Origin of the sequence: Neisseria sp. P0024.S006 (assembly GCF_051956595.1) — a bacterium.
Lineage (GTDB): Bacteria > Pseudomonadota > Gammaproteobacteria > Burkholderiales > Neisseriaceae > Neisseria.
The window spans coordinates 268,685-281,536 of record NZ_JBQCXH010000003.1 but is presented as its reverse complement, the minus strand read 5'-3'; the positions used below and the strand labels follow the sequence as shown (position 1 = coordinate 281,536).

Below are 12,852 nucleotides of genomic sequence, written 5' to 3'. Positions count from 1 at the left end.
AATTGTAAGTTCGGCAAAGGTTTCAGACGGCCTTTGCCGATGGTATTGATGGATTATTCGCCGTGGGTCTCTTTAATCAGACATACTGAGAAGGCTCCCAGCAGCAAGACCGCGCCTGCAACCAAGAACATGGTTGCCTGATGGCTGCCCAGCATAGGGAAGAGGATAAAGCTCAGCAGGGAGGCGACGATTTGAGGCATACAGATAGAGCCGTTGAACAGACCCAAATAAGTACCCATGTGTTTGCCGGAGAGGGCATTGGTTACAATCGTCAAAGGATAGGTAATGATACCTGCCCATGCGATACCGATTAAGGTATAAGACAGAATGAGTGCGTATTGATTGTGGATGAAGAAGATAGAGAAGAAACCGAGCGCGCCTAAAGCCAAGCAACCGAAATAACCGACTTTATGGTATTGATTCGGTACTTTTGCCAGAATAAACGAGCAGATAACGGCAGCAATGGATTGTACCGCCGCCAAAACGCCGTACCAGTTGCCTGCTTCTTGGTAGCCTACGGAGGAGGCATCAGTTGTCTGCCAAACATTTTCCGCAATCGCGCCTGCCGAGTAAGTCCACATATATTGGAAGGCAAACCAGCAGAAGAATTGTACCAAAGTAACCGTCCAAAACGCTTTAGGCGCGGTTTTTAAGAGTTCGAACCAGTTGGCTTTTTCCTGATTTGCGGCTACGTCGATGCCGTGGTAGCGGGCGTAGGTTTCCGGATCATACTCTTTGACTTTGAAGATGGTGAACGCACTGGTAATAATCAGTAAGGCTGCGCCCACATAGAATGCTACGACCACGGTCTGCGGCACGACGCCTTTTTCGGCCGTGTTCGCCAAACCGATATACGCAAACACAAACGGCAGAATCGCCGCCACAACCGCGCCCGTATTCGCTAAGAAACTTTGAATCCCGTAGGCGTAGCTTTTCTGCTCCTCGTTGACCATGTCGCCGACCATCATTTTAAACGGCTGCATTGCCATATTGGAGGATACGTCCAACAGCGCAATCATCAGCGCGCCAAACGACAAAGCCGCCAAAGAAGCGTAGCCAAAACCGAAGCTGCCCGAGTTCGGCATCAGAATCATGACGATAACCGCAATCAGCGTACCGTAAAGCAGATAGGGAAGACGGCGGCCGCCCAAGCGAGGCATCCAAGTGCGGTCTGAGTAGTAGCCTACAATCGGCTGAACCAACATACCGGCCAATGGCGGCAGAATGAAAAACCAGCCCAAATTGTGTGGGTCGGCGCCTAAAGTTTGAAAAATTCGGCTCATTTGTGAGCTTTGCAGGGTAAAGGCCGTCTGAACGCCGAGATAGCCGAAGCTCAGCATCCAAATCGTACTTTTTGCTAGTGACGGCAAACCTTGTTTTGCTGTTTTTTGCGTATTTTCCGACATGAGGTAAATCCTTTTTTTAAAAAGTATTTTTATTGAGAAATCTGAAAGGTTCCTTGGTGTGGTGTTCTCTGTCGTTATTGTTTGTGTGCGTACTTTCAAGGATATAGGTGCATTTTATGAAGCGCGCCGGATATTGGCAATGCCAGTTCAAGGATAAACTGGCTTAAATCAAATTTTTTGCGGTTTGGCATTGATACCGTCGGGCAATGAGGGTATCGGTTCGCGGTGTATATTTTGATCTTATTTCTATTTTCAGACGGCATTTGAACAAGCAAGTATTGGGGCAATAGGTTAAAATGGGCCGTCTGAAATTTGTTTGATGAAAACGAGAAAACTATGTCCCAACAATACGTCTATTCTATGCTGCGCGTGAGCAAGGTTGTGCCGCCGCAAAAAACCATTATTAAAGACATTTCCCTTTCATTCTTTCCTGGTGCAAAAATCGGTTTGCTCGGTTTGAACGGCGCGGGTAAGTCCACCGTGCTGCGGATTATGGCGGGTGTGGATAAGGAATTCGAGGGCGAAGCCGTGCCGATGGGCGGCATCAAAATCGGCTATCTGCCGCAAGAGCCGGAGCTTGATCCTGAAAAAACCGTGCGTGAGGAAGTGGAAAGCGGTTTGGGCGAAGTGGCCGCCGCGCAGAAACGTTTGGAAGAAGTGTATGCCGAGTACGCCAATCCTGATGCGGATTTTGATGCGCTGGCGGAAGAGCAGGGCCGCTTGGAAGCGATTATTGCGGCTGGTTCATCTACCGGCGGCGGTGCAGAGCACGAATTGGAAATTGCTGCCGATGCGCTGCGCCTGCCGGAATGGGATGCCAAAATCGGCAATCTGTCCGGCGGTGAAAAACGCCGCGTCGCTTTGTGCAAACTCCTGTTGAGCAAGCCCGACATGCTGCTGCTGGACGAGCCGACCAACCACTTGGATGCGGAATCGGTCGAATGGCTGGAGCAATTCCTCGTGCGCTTCCCCGGCACAGTGGTCGCGGTAACGCATGACCGCTATTTCCTCGACAATGCCGCCGAATGGATTTTGGAACTTGACCGCGGCCACGGTATCCCGTGGAAAGGCAATTACTCGTCTTGGCTGGAGCAGAAAGAAAAACGCTTGGAAAACGAGGCGAAATCCGAAGCTGCGCGTGTGAAAGCGATGAAGCAGGAATTGGAATGGGTGCGCCAAAATGCCAAAGGTCGCCAAGCCAAGTCTAAAGCGCGTTTGGCTCGTTTTGAAGAAATGAGCAACTATGAATACCAAAAACGCAACGAAACTCAGGAAATCTTTATCCCTGTTGCCGAGCGTTTGGGTAATGAAGTAATTGAATTTGTGAATGTTTCCAAATCGTTTGGCGATAAAGTGCTGATTGACGATTTGAGCTTCAAAGTGCCTGCTGGCGCGATTGTCGGCATCATCGGCCCGAACGGCGCGGGTAAATCGACGCTGTTCAAAATGATTGCGGGCAAAGAGCAGCCCGATTCGGGTGAAGTGAAAATCGGCCAAACCGTGAAAATGAGCCTGATTGACCAAAGCCGCGAAGGTTTGCAAAACGACAAAACCGTGTTCGACAACATCGCCGAAGGCCGCGACATTTTGCAGGTCGGACAGTTTGAAATTCCTGCCCGCCAATATTTGGGACGTTTCAATTTCAAAGGCAGCGACCAAAGCAAAATCGCAGGTCAATTGTCAGGCGGCGAACGCGGACGTTTGCACTTGGCAAAAACCTTGTTGAGCGGCGGCAATGTGTTGCTGTTGGACGAACCGTCCAACGACCTTGACGTGGAGACCTTGCGCGCGCTGGAAGACGCATTGCTGGAATTTGCCGGCAGCGTAATGGTGATTTCGCACGACCGCTGGTTCCTCGACCGCATCGCTACGCATATCTTGGCTTGTGAAGGCGATTCAAAATGGGTGTTCTTCGACGGCAACTATCAGGAATACGAAGCCGATAAGAAACGCCGTTTGGGTGAAGAGGGTGCGAAACCGAAACGTATCCGTTATAAACCGGTAACACGTTAAGCAGGTTTGAATGAAAAGGCCGTCTGAAACTTCAAAGTTTCAGACGGCCTTTAGTTTTAATGTTTAGGATTGTTTTCTTAATTGCGGATGGTTTTCCAATGTATCAATGATGATTTCAATCATGCGGGGGGCGGTTTGCGCCAAATCGAATCCTTGCCCGGAAGAGAGCCAACGCCAAATCAAGCCGTCTAATGAAGACTTAATGAAGATGACCGCCATGTCGATGTCTAAGTTATCCGCCAGGGCTTTTTGTTGTACCGCATCGGTCAGTACCGCAACGATTTTTTCACGCCATAAGGATTGGTGTTTTTTAGCGATGGCAATGACTGCTTCGTTTTGATCGGTGTGTTCGTATTTTAAAAACAAAATGCTGTGGAATTTATAGTGAAGCTCGTTGTGTTGCAGTCGCTCGAAAAAACGGGTCAGGGTCAGTCGGAAGCTTGGCCAGGCCTGTTCGTTATTGTTGTTCGAGTCTTCTTTCATGCAGCTTTCGATGTCGTCGCAAATCCGTTGGAACAAGGCGTCAAACAAATCTTCTTTGTTTTTGAAATGCCAATACAGCGCGCCGCGCGTTACGCCTGCGGCTTGGGCGATTTCGTTGAGCGAGGTGCGGGCAATGCCTTTCTGATAAAACGTATCCAATGCGGCAAGCATGAGATATTCTTTGGTTTTTAAGGCTTCGGTTTTGGTTCTTCTCATAGTTGTTTTGTAGGAAATGTAAATTTATGGTTCGGATTATAAAAAATTACTTCTGAACATGCAAGAATGTATGTATAATTCAATTCAATACTTGATAGTGTTTCTCAACACTATATAATCAGCCTGTTTTTCATAAAAGCAGGCAATTTCTGTTTGCGAAATATGAGATTAAAGTAATCAATTTTTAATTAGTCAAACCCTTATTTATCATAGAGATAGGAAAATTATGGCTCTTTATGCTTCTAAAATGATGCGTGTCGCGGCAATTGCAGCAGCTACTGCGTTGGCGCTTTCCGCTTGTGGCAAAGGCGATGAAAAAGCAGCCGGTCAACAGGCGCAAGGCAGTCAGCAACAGCAAAAACAACCTGCGCCTGAAGTCCGCGTGGTCACTGTGCATCCGGAAACCGTTGCATTAACAACCGAGTTGCCAGGCCGTCTGGAATCATTGCGTACTGCCGAAGTTCGCGCCCAAGTCGGCGGTATTCTGCAAAAACGTCTGTTTCAAGAGGGCAGCTATGTTAAAGCCGGTCAGCCTTTGTACCAAATCGACAGCTCGACTTATGAAGCAAACTTAGAAAGCGCACACGCCCAGTTGGCGAGTGCGCAAGCTACTTTGGCCAAAGCGAATGCCGACCTGGCCCGCTACAAACCGCTGGTTGCTGCCGATGCCATCAGCCAACAGGAATATGATGCGGCCGTAACGGCCAAGCGTTCAGCAGAGGCAGGCGTCAAATCCGCTCAAGCAGCCATCAAATCTGCCGGTATCAGTCTGAACCGTTCCCGCATTACTGCGCCGATTTCCGGCTTTATCGGTCAATCTAAAGTTTCTGAAGGTACGCTGTTGAATGCCGGCGATACCACCGTTTTAGCCACCATCCAACAAACCAATCCGATGTATGTCAACGTTACCCAATCTGCGAGTGAGGTCATGAAACTGCGTCAACAGGTTGCCGAAGGCAAATTGTTGGCGGCAAACGGCGCGATTGCAGTGGATATCAAATTTGACGACGGTACGGTTTACCCTGAAAAAGGCCGTCTGCTGTTTGCAGATCCGACTGTTAACGAAACGACCGGTCAAATTACCTTGCGCGCCGCCATTCCTAATGACAGAAATATCTTGATGCCGGGCTTGTATGTGCGCGTGTTGATGGAACAAGTTGCAGTGGATAATGCATTTGTAGTGCCGCAACAAGCAGTTACCCGCGGTTCGCAAGATACGGTGATGGTGGTGAATGACAAGAGCGAAATGGAAGCGCGTGTCGTGACCATTGCCCAACAGCAAGGTAGCAATTGGGTGATTACAGACGGCCTGAAAGACGGCGACAAAGTGATTGTTGAAGGCATCAGCATTGCCGCTATGTCGGGTGCTAAACAGGTAACGCCGAAAGAATGGACGCCGCCTGCAAGTGCTGCGGCAGCAGCACCGGCAGTTTCAGATGGCCAGGCTGCATCCGAGGCCAAGCCTGAAGCTAAAGCTGCATCTGAAGCTAAATAAGGAACGCGTGAATGTCTAAGTTTTTTATTGACCGCCCCATTTTTGCATGGGTTATTGCGATTTTTATCATCGCAGCGGGTATTTTCGGCATTCAAAAACTGCCGATTTCCCAATATCCGTCCGTTGCTGCACCGACCATTACTTTGCGCGCTACTTATCCGGGCGCTTCTGCTCAGGTAATGGAAGACAGCGTACTGGCCGTTATCGAACGTAATATGTACGGTGTGGAAGGTTTGGACTATATGACGACTTCTGCCAATTCCAGCGGCAGCGGCAGCGTCAGTCTGACGTTTACACCGGAAACCAATGAAGATTTGGCGCAGGTAGACGTGCAGAACAAATTGTCGGAAGTGTTGTCCACATTGCCCTCTACCGTACAGCAATATGGTGTAACCGTATCTAAAGCGCGTTCCAACTTCTTGCAAGTGGTCATGCTTTCTTCTGAAAAGCAATCCATTGAGGAAATGAACGATTACGCCCAGCGCAATATCATTCCTGAACTGCAGCGTATCGACGGGGTAGGGCAGGTACAATTGTTTGGTGCGCAACGCGCCATGCGTATTTGGGTTGACCCGAAAAAACTGCAAAACTACAACCTGTCTTTTGCAACGGTAACCAATGCGCTTGCGACACAAAATATTCAAATTTCAGCGGGCTCTATCGGTTCTTTGCCGGCGGCTGCAGGTCAGACTATTTCAGCAACTGTGACGGCGCAAGGTCAGCTGAGCACTGCTGAAGAGTTTGGCAACATCATTTTGGTATCCAATATCGATGGTTCTAATGTCTATCTGAAAGACGTTGCCAAAGTCAGCTTGGGTATGCAGGATTATTCTTCTTCCACCCGTTTGAACGGCGTCAACACTACCGGTATGGCAGTGATGCTGTCTAACAGCGGTAACGCTTTGGCAACGGCGACTGCCGTGAAAGAAAAAATGGCGGTTTTGCAGAAGTATTTTCCAGACGGCATGAGCTGGAAAGTTCCCTACGATACTTCCAAATTTGTGGAAATTTCGATTGAGAAAGTAATCCATACACTTTTGGAAGCCATCGTATTGGTATTCTTGGTGATGTATCTCTTCCTGCAAAACATCCGCTATACGCTGATTCCGACTATTGTTGTGCCGATTTCCCTGTTGGGCGGTTTTGCCTTTATCTCATACATGGGTATGTCGATTAACGTATTGACCATGTTTGCGATGGTATTAGTAATCGGTATTGTGGTCGATGACGCGATTGTGGTCGTTGAAAACGTTGAGCGTATTATGGCGAGCGAAGGTCTGTCGCCTAAGGCTGCAACCAAAAAAGCGATGGGTCAGATTTCCGGCGCGGTTATCGGTATCACTGCCGTTTTGATGTCCGTATTTGTGCCGCTGGCAATGTTTAGCGGTGCAACCGGTAACATTTACAAACAGTTTGCCTTGACCATGGCGGCATCGATCGGCTTCTCCGCATTCCTTGCCTTGACGCTGACTCCGGCATTGTGTGCCACTATGCTCAAACCGATTCAGAAGGGTCATCACGAAGAGAAAAAAGGTTTCTTCGGTTGGTTTAACAAAAAATTCGACAGCTGGACACACGGCTACGAAGGCTGGGTTGCCAAAGTCTTGCGTAAGACTTTGCGCATGATGGTTGTCTATATTGGTTTGACTGTTGTGGGCGTATTCCTGTTTATGCGTCTGCCGACTTCCTTCTTGCCGACTGAAGACCAAGGTAACTTGATGTTGAGCGTGCAGCTGCCTGCCGGCGCAACCAAAGAGCGTACCGATGCAACTTTGGCTCAAATCACTCAACTGGCGAAATCTGTACCTGAGATCGAGAACATTATTACCGTTTCCGGCTTTAGTTTTAGCGGTTCCGGCCAAAACATGGCTTTGGGCTTTGTCATTCTGAAAGACTGGAGCGAACGTACTGCTCCGGGCAGCGATGCGACTTCTATTTCCGGTAAGTTGACCGGCATGATGATGAGTACGCTGAAAGACGGTTTCGGTTTGGCGATTGTGCCTCCTGCCATTATGGAATTGGGTACAGGCTCCGGCTTGACGATTTACCTGCAAGACCGTAACAACAGCGGCCATGCCGCATTATTGGCCAAACGCAATGAGTTGATTGACAAAATGCGTAAAAGCGGTTTGTTTAACCCAAGTACCGTTCGTGCGAGTGGTTTGGAAGATGCGCCGCAGTTGAAAATCGACATCAACCGCTCTGCAGCAGCCGCACAAGGTATTTCGTTCTCTGATATCCGTACTGCTTTGGCTTCTTCTTTGGGTTCCTCTTATGTAAACGACTTCCCGAATCAAGGCCGTCTGCAACGCGTGATGGTACAAGCTGATGCGAGTGCCCGTATGCAGCCTGCCGATATTCTGAACCTGACTGTACCGAACAAATCCGGCGTGGCCGTACCGCTTTCTACCATTGCTACTGTTTCTTGGGAAAACGGTATGGAACAAAGCGTCCGCTTCAATGGTTATCCGGCAATGGAGCTTTCCGGCTCGCCTGTTAATGGCGTATCTTCCGGTCAAGCCATGGCTGCGGTACAGCAAATGGTTGATGAAATGGGCGGCGGTTACAGTCTGGAGTGGGGCGGTCAGTCTCGTGAAGAGGCTAAAGGCGGCTCGCAAACTGTCGTGTTGTACGCATTGGCCGCTGCCGCTGTATTCTTGGTATTGGCTGCTTTGTATGAAAGCTGGTCTATCCCGTTGGCGGTTATCCTTGTGATTCCGTTGGGCTTGATTGGCGCGGCATTGGGCGTAACCGGACGTAACATGTTTGAAGCACTGCTGGGCAGCATTCCGGCATACGCCAACGATATCTACTTCCAAGTCGGTTTCGTTACGGTGATGGGTTTGAGTGCGAAAAACGCGATTTTGATTATCGAGTTTGCCAAAGACCTGCAAGCGCAAGGCAAGAGCGCGCTTGAAGCTGCGCTTGCCGCCGCACACCTGCGTTTCCGTCCGATTATCATGACTTCGTTCGCCTTCATCTTGGGTGTGGTACCGCTCTATGTTGCCAGCGGTGCCAGCTCCGCCAGCCAACGTGCGATTGGTACGACCGTGTTCTGGGGGATGTTGATCGGTACGATTCTGTCTGTGTTCCTTGTGCCTTTGTTCTATGTGGTTGTGCGCAAATTCTTTAAAGAAACTGCACACGAGCATGAGATGGCCGCCAAACACGCCGCTGAAGCCGGCATGATTGAAGACGGTAAACACGATTCAGACAAGCACTAAAGCAAAGGCCGTCTGAAAAATTTTCAGACGGCCTCAAAATGCTAAAGGATTCTAAAATGAAGAAGATTACATTCAAACCTGTACTGACCGCTGTTGCCGCTGCCGTGGCTTTGTCGGCCTGTACCATGATGCCGAAATATGAGCAGCCTCAAGTTGCCGTGGCCGATACGTTTAAATACGACACTGTTGACGACGGTATCCGTGCCGCTGAATTGGGTTGGCAAGATTACTTTGCCGATCCGCGCCTTCACCGCCTGATCGACATCGCATTGGAACGCAATACCGATTTGCGTACAGCCGCGCTGAATGCGGAAATCTATCGCAAGCAATATATGATTGCGCGTAATAATTTGTTGCCAACCGTCAATGCCAGCGGTACAGGTTCGCGTCAAGGCAGCTTGAGCGGCGGCAGCGTCAGCAGCCAATACAGCGTGGGTTTGGGCGCAGCCTCTTATGAACTTGACCTTTTCGGCCGTGTCCGCAGCACCAGCGAAGCCGCGTTGCAAGGTTATTTCAATGTGGCCGCCAACCGCGATGCCGCGCATCTGACCCTGATTTCTACCGTTGCCAAAGCCTACTTTAATGAACGCTACGCTGAAGAAACCATGGCATTGGCACAACGCGTATTGCAAACCCGTGAAGCGACTTACAAGCTTTCACAATTACGCCATAAGGCCGGCGTGATTTCCGCCGTTGATTTGCACCAACAGGAAGCGCTGATTGAATCGGCCAAAGCCGATTACGCATCTGCGGTAAAAAACCGCGAGCAAGCGCGAAATTCCTTGGCTATGTTGATTAATCAACCTTTGCCTGAAGACTTGCCTGCCGGTTTGCCTTTGAACAAACAGTTCAAAATGACCAAACTGCCTGCCGGTTTGAGTTCGGACCTGTTGCTCAACCGTCCGGATATCCGTGCGGCCGAACACGCGCTCAAACAAGCCAATGCCAATATCGGTGCGGCACGTGCGGCGTTTTTCCCGCGCATCAGCCTGACCGGTTCTGTCGGTACCGCTTCCGGCGAGTTGAGCGGCCTGTTTAAGAGCGGCACGGGTATTTGGGCTTTTGCACCATCCATCACTCTGCCTATCTTTGATTGGGGCACAAACAAAGCCAATCTTGACGTAGCCAAACTGCGCCAACAGGCACAAATCGTTGCTTATGAAGCCGCTGTTCAATCCGCATTCAAAGACGTTTCCAATGCGTTGGTTGCACGCGAACAGCTGGATAAAAGCTATGCCGCTTTGAGCAAACAAAGCCGTGCCTACAACGACAGCCTGCGCCTCATCAGCCTGCGCTACAAACATGGCGTATCCAGTGCATTGGATTTGCTGGATGCCGAGCGCAGCAGTTACGGCGCAGAAACTGCTCTTTTGGCTAATCAGCTGACCCGTTTGGAAAACCTTGCCGATTTGTATAAAGCACTTGGCGGCGGTTTGAAACGCGAAACCAAAGCTGCTGAATAAGTATTTGCTAAGATTAAAAGGCCGTCTGAAACATTTAGGTTTCAGACGGCCTTTTTGTTATGCAGCAATTCTAAGCTTTTAATTTCTCACTTAAAGAACCGACATAGGCTGCGCGTTCGTTACGGCTGGCTTCGGGCTGGTGTGTGTTGAGCGAAGACCATTTGCGGTTGCTACGCGCTTTGTTGAGTTCGCTTGGCAATTTGGCCGTATTCCATGGCGCTTTGCGTTCTTTTAGCTCGATATGTGATTGAGCCGCGTGGCCGCGCGTTTGCAAGACGTGCAATAAATCCAGTGCGCGTGCGGCGAGCAGGGTAAGGGTTTCCGGATCAGTATGCAGGGTTTGTCGGCCGTTGATTTTGTCGGTGATGTCTTGGGCATTGGGCAAAATGCCGCCCAACAGGCCGCCGATGGCCGTACCCAAACCAAGTGAGCCGCCAAGCGTGGCAATATCCAAGCCTAAGCCGATGAGTGCACCTGCGGTTGCGCCGGTACCGGTACGGATGCCGTAATGTTTGAGCAATTCGCTGTCAAACGGATCTTGTTTGAAGGCTTTGGGCATCCATGTGCTGTCACTGCCGACTTCGTCGTGATAGAAGCGGTAAAGTGTGAACAGGCGTTGTTGCATTTGCCGCTCAAGTTGGCGGATTTCCGATTGCATGACTTCCAAAGTCGGGGCAGGGTCGTCGTTTTCGGCAATTTCTTGGGTAAATGCGGCGGCATCCAGCAGAAAATCGGCAATTTCACGACGCGCTTCCGTATCCAGCCGTTGCCACTCGCGCCGGCGCATATTGATGAGGCGGTCGAGGATGTCGCGCTTAGGTAACATGGTGGCAAGGTTGTCCCACAATCGGATTTCGCCTTCAAAGTCGAAGGCAACGGTATCGAAACCGGCGTAAACATGCAGGTTTCTGCGGGCGAGCATATTGGTCCAAGCGCTCAGGTCTTGATTTTGGGTGAAGTTGAACACGGGCATGATGGGCTTGGCGCACCAAGACAAAATGGTCAGCTCGTCTTTGTATTTGTCGAGGACGGGTTCCCGCGCATCGATGACGTACATGGCCATATCGCTTTGCATGACTTGGCGCAGCACTTTGGCCTCTTGGTTGAATTCGTGATGCGCTTCATGATTGCTGAGGAATTGCTGAATGCGCTCAATACCGTCATCGCGTGCAGATGTGTGGGTTTCCAGCCAATCCAACACGCCGCCGGCATCTTCAAGGCCGGGTGTATCGTAGAGGTAAACCAAGCTGTCGTCGCCGTCGTTGATAAGGGCTTCTTCGACATGGCGCGTGGTAGAGGGCGCGTTTTTCACTTCACCGAAGGTGCTGTCGCGCAAAAGCGTACGTAAGAGCGAGGTTTTGCCTGTGTTGGTATGGCCGACGACGGCAAGGGAAAGTGGGGTGGTCATGGTCTTTGGGTCGGGTTGATATGGACTATGAATGTGTGAGTATGGAGCCGTTTATCTTTAGTGGCAATATATGTTTCAGACGGCCCTAAATTTTTTATATATGGGCGAAAATAGCAAGAAAAAGAGGGGAATAGCGACTTTGTTGTTTTTTAGCAAAATACTTGAAAATAGATAGGAAAACAGTTGACAGGAGGGTAGAAGGATAGGATAATTCGCGCCGTTGAGTTGCTTGATGCAGCTTGATTTTTCTCCTCTATTTCTCCTTTGTAGACTTGGCGCATATCAAAACGGTATGCGCATTTTTTTATCTGCATTGAAACATGATTACATTTAAGATCTGTAAATCGAATAATTAAGAAACTTTACAAGAAAAATACTTGCGCGGTTGAAGCTCTTGTTGCATAATTCGTTTCGTTAGCTGGTTCGAGTAGTCAGTTAATAGTTTCTCCTCTATTTCTCCTTTGTAGACTTGGCACACATTCTGTCGGATGTGTGCATTTTTTTTGCCTATTTAAAATAAAGGCCGTTTGAATGTTGTAATCTTTCAGACGGCCTTTGTTTATCGAATAGAATTAGATGTCTAATACTACTTCTTCTTTGACTTCTTCCATGACAACATAGCTGCGGCTTTCGGCTGCAGCCGGCAGTTGCAGCAGGATATTGCCGAGCATATCGCGATAGGCGGACATATTGGGCAGGCGGACTTTGATAAGGTAGTCGTATTCGCCAGAGACCAAGTGGCATTCTAGAATTTGCGGAATCTTCAGCACTTCGCGTTTGAAGTCTTCAAAAATATTGCCGGATTTGGAGCGCAGTTTTAGCTCGACAAAGACCAAGAGGCTTTGGCCTAAAGCATGAGGATTCAGATGGGCGTGATAGCCGGTAATGAGGTTGTCGCGTTCCAAGCGACGGACGCGTTCGGTTACTGGCGTAGTGGAGAGGCCGACTTTTTCAGCCAATTCAGTCATGGGGATACGTGCATTTTGTTGTAGGAGCTTGAGGATTTTTAAGTCGGTTTTGTCGAGTTCTTTCATGGCCTTGATGTCTGTCGTTTTCATTTGGATTGAATCATAACCTTAAAACAGGCTGAGAAGAAGCATAAATGCCTAAAGGTGCGCATGAGTTCTAAAATATGAATAGATTA

Annotated in this window: 8 protein-coding genes; 4 read left to right on the top strand and 4 right to left on the bottom strand. The window is 49.4% G+C overall.

Features of this window, described 5'->3' with window-relative positions:
• Nucleotides 1-53 precede the first annotated feature (53 nt).
• Nucleotides 54-1,406: an SLC45 family MFS transporter gene (locus ACTHUF_RS07405; RefSeq protein WP_107810734.1), complete on the bottom strand. Its 1,353-nt coding sequence runs from the start codon at nt 1,404-1,406 to the stop codon at nt 54-56.
• Nucleotides 1,407-1,742: 336 nt separating this feature from the next.
• Here ACTHUF_RS07405 and ettA point away from each other — a divergent pair, with 336 nt between their 5' ends.
• Entirely contained in the window at nt 1,743-3,419 is a 1,677-nt protein-coding gene (gene ettA, locus ACTHUF_RS07400; protein ID WP_036493894.1) for an energy-dependent translational throttle protein EttA, read from the top strand.
• A gap of 63 nt (nt 3,420-3,482) precedes the next feature.
• Here ettA and mtrR read toward each other — a convergent pair whose 3' ends face one another.
• Nucleotides 3,483-4,118: a multidrug efflux system transcriptional repressor MtrR gene (gene mtrR / locus ACTHUF_RS07395; protein ID WP_440407418.1), complete on the bottom strand. Its 636-nt coding sequence runs from the start codon at nt 4,116-4,118 to the stop codon at nt 3,483-3,485.
• Nucleotides 4,119-4,344: 226 nt separating this feature from the next.
• On the opposite strand from mtrR, the gene ACTHUF_RS07390 reads away from it, so the two are divergent.
• The 3 genes from ACTHUF_RS07390 to ACTHUF_RS07380 are packed head-to-tail and all read left to right on the top strand — an operon-like array spanning nt 4,345 to nt 10,300.
• Nucleotides 4,345-5,613: an efflux RND transporter periplasmic adaptor subunit gene (locus ACTHUF_RS07390; RefSeq protein ID WP_440407417.1), complete on the top strand. Its 1,269-nt coding sequence runs from the start codon at nt 4,345-4,347 to the stop codon at nt 5,611-5,613.
• 11 nt (nt 5,614-5,624) lie between these two features.
• Nucleotides 5,625-8,837: an efflux RND transporter permease subunit gene (locus ACTHUF_RS07385; protein ID WP_440407416.1), complete on the top strand. Its 3,213-nt coding sequence runs from the start codon at nt 5,625-5,627 to the stop codon at nt 8,835-8,837.
• 56 nt (nt 8,838-8,893) lie between these two features.
• A complete protein-coding gene (locus ACTHUF_RS07380) occupies nt 8,894-10,300 on the top strand; it encodes an efflux transporter outer membrane subunit (protein WP_107791983.1) in 1,407 nt (468 codons plus the stop codon).
• Between the two features lie 70 nt (nt 10,301-10,370).
• Here ACTHUF_RS07380 and ACTHUF_RS07375 read toward each other — a convergent pair whose 3' ends face one another.
• Together ACTHUF_RS07375 and ACTHUF_RS07370 are read right to left on the bottom strand one after the other, a co-directional pair.
• Complete coding sequence (locus ACTHUF_RS07375; RefSeq protein ID WP_049343940.1) at nt 10,371-11,708, bottom strand: GTPase/DUF3482 domain-containing protein; 1,338 nt, start codon at nt 11,706-11,708, stop codon at nt 10,371-10,373.
• Between the two features lie 572 nt (nt 11,709-12,280).
• Nucleotides 12,281-12,742, bottom strand: coding sequence for a winged helix-turn-helix transcriptional regulator (locus ACTHUF_RS07370; RefSeq protein ID WP_003747450.1), 462 nt, complete (start codon nt 12,740-12,742; stop codon nt 12,281-12,283).
• Nucleotides 12,743-12,852: the final 110 nt, after the last annotated feature.

Excerpts from the sequence above, each read along its gene's own strand:
- ACTHUF_RS07405 (WP_107810734.1), bottom strand. The coding sequence starts at position 1,406 with ATGTCGGAAAATACGCAAAAAACAGCAAAACAAGGTTTGCCGTCACTA.
- ettA (WP_036493894.1), top strand. The coding sequence starts at position 1,743 with ATGTCCCAACAATACGTCTATTCTATGCTGCGCGTGAGCAAGGTTGTG.
- mtrR (WP_440407418.1), bottom strand. The coding sequence starts at position 4,118 with ATGAGAAGAACCAAAACCGAAGCCTTAAAAACCAAAGAATATCTCATG.
- ACTHUF_RS07390 (WP_440407417.1), top strand. The coding sequence starts at position 4,345 with ATGGCTCTTTATGCTTCTAAAATGATGCGTGTCGCGGCAATTGCAGCA.
- ACTHUF_RS07385 (WP_440407416.1), top strand. The coding sequence starts at position 5,625 with ATGTCTAAGTTTTTTATTGACCGCCCCATTTTTGCATGGGTTATTGCG.
- ACTHUF_RS07380 (WP_107791983.1), top strand. The coding sequence starts at position 8,894 with ATGAAGAAGATTACATTCAAACCTGTACTGACCGCTGTTGCCGCTGCC.
- ACTHUF_RS07375 (WP_049343940.1), bottom strand. The coding sequence starts at position 11,708 with ATGACCACCCCACTTTCCCTTGCCGTCGTCGGCCATACCAACACAGGC.
- ACTHUF_RS07370 (WP_003747450.1), bottom strand. The coding sequence starts at position 12,742 with ATGAAAGAACTCGACAAAACCGACTTAAAAATCCTCAAGCTCCTACAA.